Here is a 15,956-nt window from a genome sequence, read left to right as displayed (position 1 = left end):
TGCCGGTGCACCGAGTTCCCCCTCCGAGCAGGCCGGTCCGGAGATCTCCGGAACACGGTGGGACCGAGGGAGTCGCCCGATCCGGGCGGATGTGACTACCATCGGGCCAAGGTGTCCGGGCAGGTGGCCCGGTTTGGTTGGGGGTTTCTCATGGTTTCCGGTCGTGTGGTGCGGTTCGACAGCTCGCGCGGGTACGGGTTCATCGCTCCGGACGGTGGCGGGGAAGACGTCTTCCTGCACGTGAACGACATGCAGATGGCCGAGTCGTACGTCCGCCCGGGTGTCGCCGTGGAGTTCGAGATCGAGGCCGGTGAGCGCGGGCCGAAGGCGTCCGGTGTGCGGCTCGCCCGGGGAGGCGACGTCAGGACGCTCGGCCCGGACGACGACTCGCTGTGCGATCTGCTCAGCGCGGAGGAGTTCAACCGGGAGGTCACCGAGACGCTGCTGGCGGCGGCGCCCACGCTCACCGGCGAGCAGATCGTGCGGGTGCGGGGGTCGTTGGCCCAGTTCGCGAAGAACCACGGCTGGATCGAGGGCTGACCCGCCCGCCGTCAGGGCGGGCGGGCGCATCCTCCGGGCCCGGAGGAACCCGGTCGTCGCACGAGGGCTTCACCGGTTCCCTCAGAGCGGGGACTTCACCGGTTCCCCGGGGGTTTCGGCGGGCTCCCGTGCCAGGGCCTCGCCCTCGACGTCCCCCCGGGGCAGGATCCGGTCCAGCCGGCGCGGCAGCCACCAGGCCCGGTCGCCCAGCAGGGCCAGGACCGCCGGGACGAGGGCCATGCGGACCACGAAGGCGTCGAGGAGCACGGCCACGGCCAGACCGAAGCCGATCATCTTGATCATCGAGTCGTCCTCGCCGACGAAGCCGGCGAAGACCGCGATCATGATGAGCGCGGCGGCCACCACGACCCGCGCGCTGTGCCGGAACCCCGAGACCACGGCCTCCTTCGCCGGCTCGCCGTGGACGTGGGCCTCCCGCATCCGTGAGACGAGGAAGACCTCGTAGTCCATGGCGAGGCCGAAGACGATCCCGACCAGGAAGATCGGCATCAGGCTCATGATCGGCCCGGTCTGCTCCACCCCGAACAGGCTCGCGCCGTGGCCCTCCTGGAAGACCACCACGACCGCGCCGAGCGCGGCGAGGACGGAGAGCAGGAAGCCGAGGGCCGCCTTCAGCGGGACGAGCAGCGAGCGGAAGACGACCAGGAGCAGGATCACGGCCAGGCCGACGACGGTCACCAGATAGGGGACCAGGGCGCCCTGCACCTTGGTGGCGATGTCGATGTTCAGCGCGGTGGTGCCGGTGACCTCGAAGGGTGCGGTGCGCTCGGCGCGGATGGTCCTGACGAGGGTCTTGGTCCGTTCGTCGGTGGGGCTGGTGGCCGGGGTGGCGGTGAACACCGCCGTGTCACCGGCCCCGTTGAAGCGGGGCGTGGTGACGGAGACGATGCCCTTGGTCGCGGCGACGGTCGAACCGACCTCGCTCACCAGGGACTTGGGGTCCGCCGCGCCCTTCGCGTCCACGACGACGGTCAGCGGTCCGTTGAAGCCGGGGCCGAAGCCGTCGGCGAGGGCGTCGTAGGCACGGCGTTCGGTGCTGGAGGCGGGCCTGGCCTCGTCGCCCGGCATGCCCAGCTCCAGTCCCGTCATCGGGATCGCGAGGGCGCCGAGGCCCAGCACGCCGAGCAGGAGCACGGCGAGCGGACGGCGCAGCACGAAGCGGGCCCAGCGGGTGCCCGCGTTGTCGGCGGCGGCCTGCCCGGGCGCCGGGTCCCGGCGCGCGGCGCGCCGCAGCACGGCGTTCGGCCAGAAGCCGAGCAGGGCGGGTACGAGGGTCAGGGCGACCAGCACCGCGACGACCACCGCCCCGGCCGCGGTCAGCCCCATCTTCGTCAGCATCGGGACGCCGGCGACCGCCAGGCCCGCCAGTGCGATGACCACGGTCAGGCCGGCGAAGACGACGGCCGAGCCGGCCGTGCCGACGGCGAGGCCGACCGCCTCCTGCGCCGCCCGCCCCCGCGCGCGCTCCTCGCGGTAGCGCGAGACGACGAAGAGGGCGTAGTCGATGCCGACGGCGAGGCCCAGCATCATGGCCAGGGTGCCGGTGCTGGTGGACAGGCCGAGGGCGTCGCCGAGCAGGGTGACGGTGGCCGTGGTGACGGCGACGCCGAGGATCGCGGTCAGCAGCGGGAGTCCGGCGGCGACCAGCGAGCCGAAGGTGACGAGCAGGACCACGGCGGCCACCGCGATGCCGACGATCTCGGCGCCCCCGCCGGGTCCGCCGCCGCTGTCCATCGCGCCGCCGCCGGCCTCCACGGTCAGGCCCGCGTCGCGCGCGTGGCCGGCGGCCCTCTCCAGCGCGGTCCGGGCGGCGTCGGTGACCTCGGCGGACTTCACCGCGTAGGTGACGGTGGCGTAGGCCGTCCCGCCGTCGTCGCTGACGGCCCCGGTGCGGAACGGGTCGGCGACGGCGGCGACCTGGGAGCCGTCGCCGAGTTCGGCCACCGTCTCCTCGATCGCCTCGCGGTACGCGGTGGCGGTGACCTTCCGGCCGTCCGGGGCGACGAAGACCACGCGGGCGGTGGCGCCGTCGGCGGCCGTGCCGGGGAAGCGCCGCTGGATCAGGTCGTAGGCCTTCTGGGACTCGATGCCCGGCATCGAGAACTCCTCGTCGGTCGTGCCCGGCGCCTTGAGGGCGCCGAGCCCCGCGCAGGCCAGGACGGCCGCCCAGATCAGAGCGACGTACCAGCGTCGCCGGAAGGCCAGACGGCCCAGTCGGTAGAGAAACGTAGCCAAGGCAGGACTCCAGGTCGGAACTCGGGTTCCCGCCCAGGCTGTCCCGGAAGGGGCCGCCGGGTCGTCGTCCCGCTGCGGGCAGTTGCGGCTGCTGAAACCGGAGCAGCCGCTACCGGAACCGCGGTACGTCCGGGGCGGCGCGGGTCCTGCCGGGGTAGGACGGGGCCCGGCTCAGCTCCGTGCCTCCTTGGGCCGGACCAGGCCGGTCTGGTAGGCGATGACGACCAGCTGGGCGCGGTCGCAGGCGCCGAGCTTGGTCATGGCGCGGTGGATGTGGGTACGCACGGTGAGCACGCTGAGGGTCAGCGCCGCGGCGATCTCGTCGTTGGACCTGCCCTCGGCGGCCAGGACGGTCACCTCGCGTTCGCGGGGCGTGAGGTCGCCGAGGCGCTCCGGCGGGGTGAGGAGGGTGCCGGGCGCGGTCGGCGCGGTGAGGAAGCGGGTGATGAGGGCCCGGGTGGCGCCGGGCGAGAGGAGGGCCTCGCCGTCGGCGACGGTGCGGATGCCGGCGAGGAGGGTGTCGGTGGTGACGTACTTGCCGAGGAAGCCGCTGGCGCCGACGCGCAGTGCCCGGGCGACGTACTCCTCGGTCTCGTACATGGTGAGGATCAGGACCCGGGTGCCGGACAGGTCCGGGTCGGCGCAGATGGCGGCGGTGGCGGCGAGGCCGTCGGTGCCGGGCATGCGGATGTCCATGAGGACGACGTCGGGGCGGTGCTCCCGGGTGAGGCCGACCGCCTCCTGGCCGCAGGCGGCCTCGGCGACCACCGTCATGTCCGGGCAGGAGTCGATGAGCAGCCGGAAGGTGCCGCGCAGCAGGGCCTGGTCGTCGGCGAGCAGGACGTGGATGGTCACCGGAGTGCCTCGTCTTCGTGCAGGGCGCTGGGATGCAGCGGGAGTGCGGTGGTGACCTCGTAGCCGCCGTCGGGGCGGGGGCCGGCGCGCAGGTCGCCGCCGACGGAGTGGGCGCGTTCGCGCATGCCCATCAGACCGAAGCCGCCCGAGGTGTCGGGCAGGGCCGGGCCGCCGTCGTTGGTGACGGTGACGACCAGGCGGACGTCCGTGTAGGCGAGGCGGACCGCGGCCGGGTGGCCGCGGGCGTGCTTGGTGACGTTGGTGAGGGCCTCCTGGACGATCCGGTACGCCGTGAGGTCGACGCCGGGCAGCAGGGGCCGGGGGCTGCCCTCGGTGCTGACGGTGACGTCGAGGCCGGCCGACCGGCAGCCGGCGATCAGTTCGGGGAGGCGGCCGAGACCGGGGGACGGTTCCAGGGGGTCGGAGCCGGGATCGTCGGCCTGGCGCAGGATGCCGACGGTGGCGCGGAGTTCGAGCAGGGCCGCGGAGGTGGTGCCGGTGAGGTCGGCCAGGATCTGCCGGGCCTGTTCGGGCCGGCTGCCGGCGAGGTGGGCGGCGGTGCCGGCCTGGGCGTTGGCGACGGCCATGTGGTGGGCGACGACGTCGTGGAGTTCGCGGGCGATGCGCATCCGCTCCTCGGCGACCCGCAGCCGGGCCTCCTCCTCGCGGGTGCGTTCGGCGTGGGCGGCTCGGGCCTGGACGGACTCCAGGTAGGCACGGCGCAGCCGGGCCCGGCTGCCGCCCGCCAGCGGCAGCAGCAGCCACAGGACGACGCCGACCGTCCTGAGCAGGAACAGGTCCCCGAGCGGGGCCCCGGACACGGCCGCGGCCACCACGACGGCCATCGACAGGCAGCCGTAGCGCCCGGCGGTCGCGCCGTCGGTGCGGTCGGCGAGCACGAAGAGCGCGGCCATCAGCGGCGCCAGCAGCAGCGGGCTGGGCAGGAAGCCGAGCGCGGCGGCCAGGGCGGCGCCGGCGGTGTTGACGAGGAGCACGGTGCGCGGGTGGCTGCGGCACTTCAGGAGGGCCGCGCAGGAGACGACGGCGACGATCCTGGCGGGCCAGGCGTTCTGCGGTGCCGGTGCGTCGGTCGTGCTGATCTGCGCGCCGAAGAGGGCGCAGGCGAACAGCGCCGCGAACCCGCCCGCGAGCACGGCCCGCAGGTGGTGCTCGGTGTAGCGCTCCAGGCTGGTGGTCATCTCGTCTCCGGATCGGGGTGCTGCGTCCATGGTGGACGACGCCCAGGCTGCCCCCATCGCACCGGTCGGGGCGTCCTGCCGGTGCGGGTGGTTCGCCCTACCGGACCGGGACGAGGGCCTACTGAAACGGCGGTACGCGCCGAAGGGCGGCCTCCTCCCGCCGGAGGAGACCGCCGGCGCCCCGGCGCACCGCCACACCGGCGCCGCGGGCCGGACCTCGGCCGTCATCGACGACGTCCCCGCGCTGCGCCGGACGGCCTGAGCGGGGCCGGTCAGGACGGGCGCGGGGGTCTGATCCAGCCCAGGGAGCGCTCGACGGCCCGCAGCCAGTTGTCGTACTCCGTCTCCCGGTGGCCGGGGTCCATGGCGGGCAGCCAGCGGGCGGCCGGGTGCCAGTTGCGGCGCAGCACCTCCAGGTCCGGCCAGTAGCCGGCGGCGAGCCCGGCGGCATAGGCGGCGCCGAGCGAGACCGTCTCGGAGACCATGGGCCGTACGACGGGCACGTCGAGGACGTCGGCGACGAACTGCATGAGCAGGTTGTCGGCCGTCATGCCGCCGTCCACCTTCAGCTCCTTCAGCGCCACCGAGGAGTCGGCGTTCATGGCGTCGACGACCTCCCGCGTCTGCCAGCCCGTGGCCTCCAGGACGGCCCGGGCCAGGTGCCCGCTGGTGATGTAGGAGGTGAGGCCGACGACGACCCCGCGCGCGTCGCTGCGCCAGCGGGGTGCGAACAGACCGGAGAAGGCGGGGACGATGTAGCAGCCGCCGTTGTCCTCGACGGTCCGCGCGAGCGTCTCGATCTCCGGCGCGCTGCTGATCAGTCCCAGCCGGTCGCGGAACCACTGGACCAGTGCGCCGGTGACGGCGATCGACCCCTCCAGGGCGTAGACGGGCGGCCGGTCGCCGATGCGGTAGGCGACCGTGGTGAGCAGTCCGTGCCGGGAGCGCACGACGTCGGTACCGGTGTTGAGCAGCAGAAAGCTGCCCGTCCCGTAGGTGCACTTGGCCTCGCCCGGGGAGAAGCAGGTCTGGCCGAAGAGGGCGGCCTGCTGGTCGCCGAGCGCGGCGGTGATGGGAACGCCGGCGAGCACCGCGCCTGCCTCGCCGTAGGTCTCCGCGGAGGACCTGATCTCGGGCAGCATCGGGCGGGGCACCCCGAAGAACGACAGCAGTTCCTCGTCCCAGGTGAGGGTGCGGATGTTCATCAGCATGGTGCGGCTGGCGTTGGTGGCGTCGGTGATGTGCAGACCGCCGTCGGCACCGCCGGTGAGGTTCCAGATCAGCCAGCTCTCCATGGTGCCGAACAGCACCTCGCCGTCCTTGGCGCGCTGCTCCAGGCCCTTGACGTGGTCGAACAGCCAGCGGATCCGCAGCGCGGAGAAGTAGGTGGAGGGCGGCAGACCGCACCGGTCGAGGAAGAACTCCTCGCCGGGCCGCTCTCTGAGCTCCTCGACCAGCGGCGCGGTGCGGGTGTCCTGCCAGACGATCGCCCGGCCCTGCGGGGCGCCCGTGCGCGGGTCCCAGAGCACGGTGGTCTCGCGCTGGTTGGCCAGGCCGATGGCGGCGATCTGACCGGCGTCGACGGCCGTACCGGCTCCGGACAGGGCCTCGGACATCACGCGGCGCAGGTTCTGCCAGATCTCCACGGCGTCGTGCTCGACCCAGCCGGGTCTGGGGAAGTGCTGGTGGTGCTCCCGCTGCGCGACGGAGACCAGCCGTCCGCCCCGGTCGAACAGGATGCAGCGGGTGGAATTGGTGCCCTGATCGATGGACATCACATACCGTTCCACCATGATCGGGTCCGCCTTCCGATGGGTCGCTGAGGGAGCCGGGGGTCGGGGCCGGGGCCGGGGGCTCACCAGCGGGCGGCGCCCAGGTCTCTGGAGATCGCCCGGGCGGCCTCGCGGATCAGCGTGACCAGGCCGGGCCGGGGACGGCCCTGGCTGTCGCAGATCCGTTCCACCGGGCCGGACAGCCCCAGCGCGCCGACGACGAGTCCGCCGTGTCCCCGGATCGGCACGGCGATCCCGGCCTCGCCCATGCTCATCTCCTGGATCTCGGCGGCCCAGCCCGTCTCCCTGACCTCGGCGAGCGCCCGGGTGAGCTGGTCCGGGGCGACCAGGGTGTGCCGGGTGTAGGCCTCCAGCCCCGTTTCCAGGGCGGACTCGACGGGCGCGGTGCCGTAGGCCAGCAGCACCTTGCCCAGCGAGGAGGCGTGCAGGGGCAGCAGCGAGCCCACGTCCAGGGTCTGGAGCGTGTCGTCCGGCCGGAAGACGTGGTGGACGACCAGGACCCGGCCCTCCAGCGGGGTGCCCAGGCGCACCGCCTCCCCGCTGCGGGCGGCCAGCGCGTCGGCCCAGTTGATCGACCGCGACCGCAGTTCGTTGACGTCGAGATAGCTCGTGCCGAGGTGCAGCAGGGCGGCGCCGAGCTGGTACTTCCCGGTGGTCGCGTCCTGCTCCACGAAGTCCACGTGCTGGAGTGTGCGCAGGATGCCGTGGGCGGTCCCCTTGGCCAGGCCCAGGGAGGCCGCCACCTCGCCGAGCCCGAGTCGGCGAGGCCCACCGGCGAGCAGCCGCAGTATCGCGGCCGCCCGTTCGATCGACTGGACCGGACCGGCCATGCAGCGAGCTTATTACCGCCGCGGGAGGTTCGCCGTACGGGCGGAAAACACCACAGGGCCCGAAATGCGTTGCGGCGCACGGGACGGACCCGCGGCGTTCGGTAATGCCGACCGCCGTTCATTGACCACCCCGGCGTGGCTCCTTAGCTTGCTATGAGGCCCGGCGACCTGCCGAGGCCACCGAAGCGGGGCCGATGGCGCTCACCTCTGGAGACACGATGGCGGTACAGCTCAACACCCTGGTACGGGGGGCATGCGAACGCGTTTTCCCGATGCCTCCCGTACCCGGTGCCGTCTCCGACGTGCGCCGGCGGGCGGGTGCGGCCATGGCCGCCTGGCGGGTGTCCCCCGAGATCGTCGAGGACGCGCTGCTGGTGGTGTCGGAACTGCTCACCAACGCGATCGTCCACGCCCTGCCCCCGGCGGAGCTGCGGCTCTCCTGGGTGCACGAGGCGGGGCTCGGCACGCTGCGCGTCGAGGTCACCGACTGCGGCCCCGCGCGTGCGCCGGGCCGGCAGGCCGCGGGGATCGACCCGGACGAGCACGGCCGGGGCGAGGAGATCGTCCACGCGCTGGCGACCCGCTACGGCATCCGGACCCGCCGGGGCATGGTGACCCGGTGGGCCGATCTCGTCGCGGTGTGACACCGCCGCCCCGCGGCTGACCGGTCGGCATCATGCTTCGGAGCCCTGCTGACGGAGCCCTGCTGACGGAGCTCCACGGCGGCGCGACGCCCGGTACGCACCCTCGTCGTGCACCGAGGACACGCGCCGGACGCCGTTCCCCCCTCCCACAGGGATACGTGACAGGCCTCCACGGAGATTCCCGGCGAGCGCCCTGGACCGTGCGTGACCGGTCCAGGGCGCTCGGGGCGGCTATCCGGCCTCGGTCCCGGCCCGCACACCGGTGCCCGGTTCCGCGACGGGCGGCGGAGGCGCGGTTGCAGCCCCTGCGGTCCCGGCCCCGGCGGTTCCGACCCCGGTAGTTCCGGCCCCGGTAGTTCCGGCCCCGGCGGTTCCGGCCTCCGTAGTTCCGGCACCCGTAGTTCCGGCACCCGCGATCCCGGCCCCGGCGGTCCCAGCCCCGGTAGTTCCGGCACCCGCGATCCCGGCCCCGGCGGTCCCGGCCCCGGTAGTTCCGGCACCCGCGGTCGCGGTGGTGTCCATGCGCAGCAGGAGCAGCGCCGCGTCGTCGTGCAGCCTGCCGCCCACGTGCGCGAGCAGTTCGCCGTGGACCGCCGTGAGGACGTGTTCCGGCTCGTCGCACACATGGTGCCCCACGCGGTCGGCCAGCGGGTAGAACTCGCGCGCCCGGTCGCGTGCCTCGATGACCCCGTCGGTGTAGAGCAGCAGCTGGTCCCCGTCGGCGAACGGCAGGATCTCCAGGCAGGGCTCCTCGCCGACCAGGGCGCGCAGGCCGAGCGGCGGCGCCGGGTGGGCGGGTTCGACCGGGACGACACCGCCGGCCGCGGAGAGCAGCAGGGGCGGCGCGTGTCCGCAGTTGACCACTTCCAGCTCCCCCGGGCGCGGGTGTCCGACGACGACCGCGGTGACGAAGTCGTCCGCTCCGAGGTTGCGCTCCAGGCTCCGCTCGATCCTGCCGACGACGGCGAGGAGGTCGGGCTCGTCGTAAGCGGCCTCGCGGAACACGCCGAGGACGAGCGCGGCGGTCCCGACGGCGGTGAGCCCCTTGCCGCGCACGTCGCCGACGATCAGCCGTACGCCGTGCGGGGTGGGCACCAGGGCGTAGAGGTCGCCGCCGATACGGGCCTCCGCGGCGGCCGCGCTGTAGCGCACCGCCACCCGGAAGGGGCCCACCGTCCGCGGGATGGGCTTGAGGACCGCGTGCTGGGCGGCCTCCGCGACCGAGCGGACGGCGGCGAGCACGCGTTCCCGGCGGGAGCGCAGCGCGCTGGCCAGGGTGCTGGCGAGGGTGACGGCCAGCAGGGCGGAGAGGAGGACCGTCAGCTCGCGCCCGGGGACCCCGTACCGGGTGCCGAGCGTCGCGCCGAGCACGGCGGCGAGGAAGCCGACGCACAGGACGCCCCGGGGGCCGTTGGTGCTGGCGGCCAGCGCGGGCCCGGCCGAGAGCATCGGCAGCCAGAACATGCCCGATCCGCCCAGCACGTCCGCGAACACGATGCCGGTGACGAACAGCACGGGCACGACATGGACCCCGGCGGCCAGCGGTGCGGCGGCGCGCCGGGCCGCCGTGGCTCCCGGGGCGGCCGCACGCGTCCGCGCCCGCAGGAGCCGCGCGGGCCGGTGGTCGCCGCCGTGGTCTCGGGCCTGGCTCATTACTGTCCGCAATCCTCACCTGCACGGGTGTTATTACCTGTTTGTCCGCTTCATCCAGGAAAAGGGGCGTCGCCGGTACACCACAAGGAGAGGATTTTCAGATAGTGAGCGAGAGACCTCTGGTCACGCGGTCGGCGGTCGGGAGCAGCCGGTCCCGGATCCCGGGAAGCCGGGCGAGCCGCTCCACCGGGAGGGAGACGCCGAGCGAGCCGAGGACGTCGCCGCGGTAGATCGGCACGGCGACGCACACCGTGCCGAGCGCGTATTCCTCGAGGTCGGTGACGGCCGGGGCCAGCGGGGACTCCTCCAGCCTGCGGAGCAGTTCCGGGCGGCTGGTGATGGTGCGGGGCGTGAGGTCGGCGAGATGGTGCCGGGAGAGGTAGTCGCGGCGGGCCTCCTCGTCGAGTTCGCGCAGCACGGTCTTGCCCAGCGCGGTGGCGTGCCCCGCGTCCTCGAACCCCACCCAGAGGTCGACCCGGGGCGCGCGGGGGCCGTCGACGATCTCGGCGACGCTGATCTCGCCCTCCTCGTAGAACGTGAGGTAGGCGGCGGCGTCCAGCTCGTCACGGAGCGCGACGAGGGCCGGCCGGACCCGGCTGAGCAGTGTCTGCGCGTGCCCCGCGGTGTGCAGCGTCCGCAGCCGCTCGCCCAGGACGAAGCCGCCGTCGCCCAGTTTGCGCAGGTAGCCGTCGTGCACGAGGGTCCGCAGCAGGTGGTAGGAGGTGGCCAGGGGCAGCCCCGTCTCACGCGCCAGCAGCTTGGCCGGGGCGCCGTTCTCGTGCGCGCTGACCGCCTCCAGCAGCCGGAAGGCGCGCCGCACCGACATGATGAGCGTGGGGTTCTCTCGCTCGCTCATCCCACCAGCGTGCGCCGGACACCCGGCCCGGGCAAGGCGGCCTCCGCGCTGTGCGGAATCCCCCCGCCGAAGAGTCCGGCATAAGTAGGGTGATACGCATGAAGGCACTTTTGTTGTCTGGTGGCTCAGGCACCCGATTGCGCCCCATTACCCACACATCCGCGAAACAACTCGTCCCCGTGGCGAACAAGCCCGTTCTGTTCTACGGTCTGGAAGCGATCGCCGAGGCGGGCATCACCCAGGTCGGGATCATCGTCGGGGACACCGCGCAGGAGATCCGCGAGGCGGTGGCCGACGGCTCCGCGTTCGGCCTCGACGTCACCTACATCCCGCAGCCCGCGCCGCTGGGGCTGGCCCACGCGGTGCTGATCGCCCGCGAGTTCCTGGGCGACGACGACTTCGTGATGTACCTCGGCGACAACTTCGTGGTCGGTGGCATCACGGACCTGGTGGACGCCTTCCGTGCCGAACGGCCGCACGCACGCATCCTGTTGACGAAGGTGCCGAACCCGGCCGCGTTCGGCGTGGCCGAACTCGACGCGGCGGGGCGGGTGATCGGCCTGGAGGAGAAGCCGGAGCACCCGAAGAGCGAACTGGCGCTGGTGGGCGTGTACCTGTTCGGCCCGGCGATCCACGAGGCCGTACGGGCGATCGGGCCTTCCCGGCGCGGCGAGTTGGAGATCACGGACGCCATCCAGTGGCTGATCGACACCGGACGCGACGTGCGCTCCACGACGATCACCGGGTACTGGAAGGACACCGGCAACGTCGCCGACATGCTGGAGGTCAACCGGTCGGTGCTGGAGACCCTGGAGCCCCGGATCGACGGCACGGTCGACGACGGCAGCGAGATCATCGGCCGGGTGCGGATCGAGGCCGGGGCGAAGGTCACCGGCAGCCGGATCGTCGGCCCGGTGGTCGTCGGCGCCGACACCCTGATCACCGACTCGTACATCGGCCCCTTCACCTCGATCGCCGGCAACTGCCGGATCGAGGACAGCGAGATCGAGTACTCGATCATGCTGCGCGACTCCTCCATGAGCGGTGCGCGCCGGGTGGAGGCCTCGCTCATCGGCCGCAACGTCGAGGTCACCCCGGCCCCCCGCAAGCCCGCCGCCCACCGGTTCGTCCTCGGCGACCACAGCAAGGTGCAGATCTCGTCATGACGCCCAGGACCGCGGTGACCGGCGGTGCCGGTCCGCAGTCGGGCCCCGCGAAGCCGTCCCCCAACGAGAAGAAGGGTTCACCCAGTTGAACTTCAAGGCGCAGCCGACCGCCCAGGTCGACGAGACGGCCACGGTCGGCGACGGCACCACGGTCTGGGACCTGGCCCAGATACGCGAGGACGCCCGGCTGGGCGGCGGCTGCATCATCGGCCGGGGGGCGTACGTCGGCCCCGGGGTGCGGATCGGTGACAACGTCAAGCTCCAGAACTACGCGCTGGTCTACGAACCCGCGGTGCTCGGGGACGGGGTGTTCGTCGGCCCGGCGGCGGTCCTCACCAACGACTACTTCCCGCGCTCGGTGGACCCGGAGGGCAGGCTGAAGCGCGGCGGCGACTGGGAGGCCGTCGCCGTGGTGGTGGCCGAGGGGGCGTCGCTGGGCGCCCGCTCGGTGTGCGTGGCGCCGGTGCGCGTGGGGCGCTGGGCGCTGGTGGCGGCGGGCGCCGTGGTGACCCGGGACGTGCCGGACTTCGCGCTCGTGGCCGGGGTGCCGGCCCGCAGGATCGGCTGGGTGGGCCGGGCCGGCGTACGGCTGGCCGAGCGGGAGGACGAACCGGGCACCTGGGAGTGCCCCGGGACGGGTGCGCTGTACGAGGAGAAGGACGGGGAACTCACCGAACGCGCATGACAGTTGTTTTCAGCTGTTTCCCTCAATAGGCCATTCGTCGAACATCTATCGGCATAACATGTGCTTGAACTGTGCAGACCAAGCACAATGAGCACACAAGCCATGAGTGCCCAGGGGGGGTTACGGGGTGGTGGGGACACCTGTGCCCGCGGCCAGGAGCGACGACGACTCCGATGGCTGACGGCTGACGTCTGCCTTGCCCGGTTCCGCCCGGCCGTCGATGCCGAGGCGTTCTCAGTCATGCGCACGAAAAGGACCCACAGGGGGGTTGGTGTGCCCAGAAGATGACCACCACACGTCTGGCGGCGCTCGGTCATGAGGACCCGTCGCTGTTCGCGCTCGCCCAACGGCTCCTGGCGGTGGCCGAGTCGGGGCTTCCGTCGATGCTGTTGCCGGGGGGCGAGGCCTTCGCCTTCACCATGGCCGGACACCAGGCGCCCGACGGTTCCTGGTCCCTCGAACGGCGCGGGATCAGTACCCGGTACGCGGCCATCACCGTGCTGGGCGCCCGCCACCTCCCCGAGGACCGGCAGCGCGCGGTGCTCGGCGGGCGCAGCGCCGAGGAGTTCGCGGGGCTGCTGGTCGAGTCGCTGCCCGCGGTGGCCAACCTCGGTGACGCGGCGCTCATCGCCTGGGCCGCCGCCGACACCGAGCACCCCAAGCTCACCGACGCGTTGGAGCGGCTCGACGCGCTGGACGCGCCGGACGGACCGCAGTTCACCGTCGAGGCCGCCTGGGTGCTGTCCGCCCTCGCCGCGGCCCGCGCCACGGTCGACGTGGAGAGACGTTTCACCGCGGCCCGTGACCGGCTGCTGCGGTCCCGTGTCGGCGACAGCCCGCTCTTCCCGCACGCCACCGCACCGGGCCTGGTGCCCTGGTACCGGGCGCACATCAGCTGCTTCGCCGACCAGACGTACCCGCTCCAGGCCCTGGCCCGCGCCCACGCCTGCGGTGACGGCGACCCGGAGGCACTGGCCGCGGCCCAGGCCTGCGCGACCCGCATCTGCGAGCTCCAGGGCGAGGGCGGGCAGTGGTGGTGGCACTACGACGCGCGCACCGGCGCCGTCGTGGAGGGCTACCCGGTCTACAGCGTCCACCAGCACGCGATGGCGCCGACCGCCCTGTTCGACCTCACCGACGCGGGCGGCGGCGACTTCGGCGCGGCGATCCGCAAGGGCCTGCGCTGGATGACCGACGTACCCGAACTGGCGGACTCCCGGCACCGGGAGCCGATGATCCTCGACGACCTCGGCGCCACCTGGCGCAAGGTCCACCGGGGTGACCCGAAGAAGGCCGTACGGGCCGCCCGCGGCCTGTCCACCCGGGCCGTCCCGGGCCTGCGGCTGAAGTCCCTGGACCGGGTCTGGCGCCCGCTGTCCGTGGACCGCGAATGCCGGCCGTACGAGTTCGGCTGGATGCTGCACGCCTGGCAGGGGGGCCGGATATGAGCGGAAGACGGACGCTGTTCGGGGTCGAGCTGGACCCGCTGACCATGGACCAGACCGTGGCGCGCTGCCTGGCCGCGGTACGCGACGGCGAGCAGCTGGAGATCGGCGTGGTCAACGCCGCGAAGCTGGTGAACATGCGGCGGGACCGGCGGCTCGCCGAGGCCGTCGCCGGCTGCGACCTGGTGCTCGCCGACGGCCAGGCCGTGGTGTGGGCGGGCCGGGTGCTGCGGGCCCCGCTGCCGGAACGGGTCGCCGGGATCGACCTGTTCCTGCGGCTGCTGGCGGAGGCGGAGACCTCGGGCATCCCGGTGTACTTCCTCGGCGCCAGGGAGGAGGTGCTGGACCGGATGCTGGACCGGGTCGCCGACCGCTTCCCCGGGCTGAAGGTGGCCGGCAGCCGCAACGGCTACTTCGACGACTCCGAGCAGCCGGACATCGCCGACGCCATCGCCCGGAGCGGCGCGCAGATGCTGTTCCTCGGCATGACCTCCCCGAAGAAGGAGATCTTCACCGCCGCGTACGGCACCCGCACCGGCGCCCGTGTCGTGCACGGGGTCGGCGGCTCCTTCGACATCCTGGCCGGGGTCACCAAGCGGGCCCCCGCCTCCTGGCAGCGGCTGGGCCTGGAGTGGCTCTACCGCGCGCTCCAGGAGCCGCGCCGGCTGGGCCGCCGCTACCTGACCACCAACGTCTCCTTCGTCCTCATGACGGCACGCGAGCTGGTCCGGCTCACCCCGTCGCCCGCCGCCTGCGCGAACAGGAGCCGCTGATGCGTGTCGTCGTGGTCGGACAGGGATACGTCGGGCTGCCGCTGGCCGTGCGCGCCGCCGAGGTCGGCCACGAGGTGATCGGCTACGACGTCGACTCCCGGCGGATCAAGAGCCTCGCCGCCGGTGAGTCCTTCGTCGAGGACGTCTCCTCCGAGCGGATCAGGGCGGCGCTGGACGACGGCTCGTACCGCCCGACCGAGTCGGCCCGCGACTGCGGCGGGTTCGACATCGCCGTGGTGACGGTCCCGACCCCGCTGCACGAGGGCACCCCCGACCTCCGCTACATCAAGGAGTCGGCGGTCACCCTCGCCCGCTATCTGCGGCCCGGGGCGACGGTCGTGCTGGAGTCGACGACGTATCCGGGCACCACCCAGGAGCTGTTCGCCCCGATCCTGGAGGAGGGTTCGGGACTCACCGCGGGTTCGGACTTCCACCTGGGCTACAGCCCGGAGCGGATCGACCCCGGCAACGCGGTGTGGGGCTTCAAGGAGACGCCGAAGGTCGTCTCCGGCGTCAACGAGGCCTCCCTCAAGGCGGTTCAGGACTTCTACGCCCAACTCGTCGACACCACCGTGCCGGTGAGCTCGCCCAAGGAGGCCGAGCTCGCCAAGCTGCTGGAGAACACCTTCCGGCACGTGAACATCGCGCTGGTCAACGAGATCGCGATGTTCGCCCACCACCTGGACATCGACGTCTGGCAGGCCATCGACGCCGCCTCCTCCAAGCCCTTCGGTTTCATGAAGTTCACGCCCGGACCGGGGGTCGGCGGCCACTGCCTGCCGATCGACCCCTCCTACCTGTCCTGGCGGGTGCAGCGCGAACTGGGCCAGAACTTCCGGTTCGTGGAGCTGGCCAACGACATCAACAGCCACATGCCCGAGTACGTGACGCGCCGCATCGGCGACCACTTCAACGAGCGGCGCCGGTCGGTGAACGGCTCGCGGATCCTGCTGCTCGGCCTCGCGTACAAGAAGAACACCGGCGACGCCCGCGAGTCGCCCGCCCTGCGCATCTCCCAACTGCTGCTGGACATGGGGGCGCAGGTCAGGGCGGCGGACCCGCATGTCGTCGAGAGCCTGCCGATGGACTCCCGGCTGGTGCGGGTCGAGCCGACCCAGCGGGAGCTGGCGGACGCCGACGTGGTGGTCCTGCTCACCGACCACGACGGCTTCGACTACGAACGCGTCGCCGAACACGCCCCCTTCGTCCTGGACTGCCGCCGCAGGCTGCCGTCCGGACCCACCATCGAGGTGCTCTGAAC

Annotated in this window: 14 protein-coding genes and 1 pseudogene; 8 read left to right on the top strand and 7 right to left on the bottom strand. The window is 72.8% G+C overall.

Features of this window, described 5'->3' with window-relative positions; all coding sequences use genetic code 11:
• Positions 1-150: 150 nt before the first annotated feature.
• Positions 151-540, top strand: coding sequence for a cold-shock protein (locus ACZ619_RS27700; protein WP_469604278.1), 390 nt, complete (start codon positions 151-153; stop codon positions 538-540).
• Between the two features lie 81 nt (positions 541-621).
• Here the strand turns inward: ACZ619_RS27700 and ACZ619_RS27695 are convergent, their stop codons facing one another.
• The 3 genes from ACZ619_RS27695 to ACZ619_RS27685 all read right to left on the bottom strand — a co-directional run bounded on the left by ACZ619_RS27695 (position 622) and on the right by ACZ619_RS27685 (position 4,850).
• Complete coding sequence (locus ACZ619_RS27695; protein ID WP_469604276.1) at positions 622-2,796, bottom strand: MMPL family transporter; 2,175 nt, start codon at positions 2,794-2,796, stop codon at positions 622-624.
• Between the two features lie 171 nt (positions 2,797-2,967).
• Entirely contained in the window at positions 2,968-3,651 is a 684-nt protein-coding gene (locus tag ACZ619_RS27690; protein WP_469604273.1) for a response regulator transcription factor, read from the bottom strand.
• Positions 3,648-4,850, bottom strand: coding sequence for a sensor histidine kinase (locus ACZ619_RS27685; protein WP_469604270.1), 1,203 nt, complete (start codon positions 4,848-4,850; stop codon positions 3,648-3,650). Before ACZ619_RS27685 ends, ACZ619_RS27690 begins: the two co-directional genes overlap by 4 nt.
• Positions 4,851-4,878: 28 nt before the next feature.
• On the opposite strand from ACZ619_RS27685, the gene ACZ619_RS27680 reads away from it, so the two are divergent.
• Positions 4,879-5,112, top strand: a complete 234-nt coding sequence (locus tag ACZ619_RS27680; protein WP_469604268.1) for a hypothetical protein — start codon at positions 4,879-4,881, stop codon at positions 5,110-5,112.
• Between the two features lie 10 nt (positions 5,113-5,122).
• On the opposite strand, the gene glpK is transcribed toward ACZ619_RS27680, so the two are convergent.
• Together glpK and ACZ619_RS27670 are read right to left on the bottom strand one after the other, a co-directional pair.
• A complete protein-coding gene (gene glpK / locus ACZ619_RS27675; protein WP_469604265.1) occupies positions 5,123-6,643 on the bottom strand; it encodes a glycerol kinase GlpK in 1,521 nt (506 codons plus the stop codon).
• A gap of 62 nt (positions 6,644-6,705) precedes the next feature.
• Positions 6,706-7,473, bottom strand: coding sequence for an IclR family transcriptional regulator (locus tag ACZ619_RS27670; RefSeq protein ID WP_469604262.1), 768 nt, complete (start codon positions 7,471-7,473; stop codon positions 6,706-6,708).
• Between the two features lie 272 nt (positions 7,474-7,745).
• Here ACZ619_RS27670 and ACZ619_RS27665 point away from each other — a divergent pair, with 272 nt between their 5' ends.
• Complete coding sequence (locus tag ACZ619_RS27665; protein ID WP_469604259.1) at positions 7,746-8,117, top strand: ATP-binding protein; 372 nt, start codon at positions 7,746-7,748, stop codon at positions 8,115-8,117.
• A gap of 498 nt (positions 8,118-8,615) precedes the next feature.
• Here ACZ619_RS27665 and ACZ619_RS27660 read toward each other — a convergent pair.
• Together ACZ619_RS27660 and ACZ619_RS27655 are read right to left on the bottom strand one after the other, a co-directional pair.
• A pseudogene (locus ACZ619_RS27660) lies at positions 8,616-9,770 on the bottom strand (PP2C family protein-serine/threonine phosphatase); the annotation flags it as partial.
• 97 nt (positions 9,771-9,867) lie between these two features.
• Positions 9,868-10,626: an IclR family transcriptional regulator gene (locus tag ACZ619_RS27655; protein WP_469604257.1), complete on the bottom strand. Its 759-nt coding sequence runs from the start codon at positions 10,624-10,626 to the stop codon at positions 9,868-9,870.
• 98 nt (positions 10,627-10,724) lie between these two features.
• Here ACZ619_RS27655 and ACZ619_RS27650 point away from each other — a divergent pair, with 98 nt between their 5' ends.
• From ACZ619_RS27650 to ACZ619_RS27630, 5 genes are all read left to right on the top strand, one after another.
• Positions 10,725-11,792, top strand: coding sequence for a glucose-1-phosphate thymidylyltransferase (locus ACZ619_RS27650; protein ID WP_469604254.1), 1,068 nt, complete (start codon positions 10,725-10,727; stop codon positions 11,790-11,792).
• Between the two features lie 85 nt (positions 11,793-11,877).
• Positions 11,878-12,477 carry an acyltransferase gene (locus ACZ619_RS27645; RefSeq protein WP_469604252.1) on the top strand — a complete coding sequence of 200 codons (600 nt, stop codon included), beginning with the start codon at positions 11,878-11,880 and terminating at the stop codon, positions 12,475-12,477.
• 284 nt (positions 12,478-12,761) lie between these two features.
• Entirely contained in the window at positions 12,762-13,925 is a 1,164-nt protein-coding gene (locus tag ACZ619_RS27640) for a hypothetical protein (RefSeq protein ID WP_469604249.1), read from the top strand.
• Positions 13,922-14,695, top strand: coding sequence for a WecB/TagA/CpsF family glycosyltransferase (locus ACZ619_RS27635; RefSeq protein WP_469604247.1), 774 nt, complete (start codon positions 13,922-13,924; stop codon positions 14,693-14,695). The genes ACZ619_RS27640 and ACZ619_RS27635 overlap by 4 nt, the downstream gene beginning before the upstream one ends.
• Positions 14,695-15,954: a nucleotide sugar dehydrogenase gene (locus ACZ619_RS27630; RefSeq protein ID WP_469604246.1), complete on the top strand. Its 1,260-nt coding sequence runs from the start codon at positions 14,695-14,697 to the stop codon at positions 15,952-15,954. Before ACZ619_RS27635 ends, ACZ619_RS27630 begins: the two co-directional genes overlap by 1 nt.
• The last annotated feature ends 2 nt before the right edge of the window (positions 15,955-15,956 follow it).

The sequence above is a fragment of the Streptomyces sp. NPDC104367 genome (genome assembly GCF_055583825.1).
Note: the sequence above shows the minus strand (reverse complement) of the source record. Positions and strands in the feature narration are given on the sequence as shown.

What these genes read in the sequence shown, in the direction of transcription:
- ACZ619_RS27630 (WP_469604246.1), top strand. Translation starts at nt 14,695, where the DNA reads ATGCGTGTCGTCGTGGTCGGACAGGGATACGTCGGGCTGCCGCTGGCC.
- ACZ619_RS27655 (WP_469604257.1), bottom strand. Translation starts at nt 10,626, where the DNA reads ATGAGCGAGCGAGAGAACCCCACGCTCATCATGTCGGTGCGGCGCGCC.
- ACZ619_RS27670 (WP_469604262.1), bottom strand. Translation starts at nt 7,473, where the DNA reads ATGGCCGGTCCGGTCCAGTCGATCGAACGGGCGGCCGCGATACTGCGG.
- glpK (WP_469604265.1), bottom strand. Translation starts at nt 6,643, where the DNA reads ATGGTGGAACGGTATGTGATGTCCATCGATCAGGGCACCAATTCCACC.
- ACZ619_RS27640 (WP_469604249.1), top strand. Translation starts at nt 12,762, where the DNA reads ATGACCACCACACGTCTGGCGGCGCTCGGTCATGAGGACCCGTCGCTG.
- ACZ619_RS27685 (WP_469604270.1), bottom strand. Translation starts at nt 4,850, where the DNA reads ATGACCACCAGCCTGGAGCGCTACACCGAGCACCACCTGCGGGCCGTG.
- ACZ619_RS27665 (WP_469604259.1), top strand. Translation starts at nt 7,746, where the DNA reads ATGCCTCCCGTACCCGGTGCCGTCTCCGACGTGCGCCGGCGGGCGGGT.
- ACZ619_RS27680 (WP_469604268.1), top strand. Translation starts at nt 4,879, where the DNA reads ATGGTGGACGACGCCCAGGCTGCCCCCATCGCACCGGTCGGGGCGTCC.
- ACZ619_RS27635 (WP_469604247.1), top strand. Translation starts at nt 13,922, where the DNA reads ATGAGCGGAAGACGGACGCTGTTCGGGGTCGAGCTGGACCCGCTGACC.
- ACZ619_RS27650 (WP_469604254.1), top strand. Translation starts at nt 10,725, where the DNA reads ATGAAGGCACTTTTGTTGTCTGGTGGCTCAGGCACCCGATTGCGCCCC.
- ACZ619_RS27700 (WP_469604278.1), top strand. Translation starts at nt 151, where the DNA reads ATGGTTTCCGGTCGTGTGGTGCGGTTCGACAGCTCGCGCGGGTACGGG.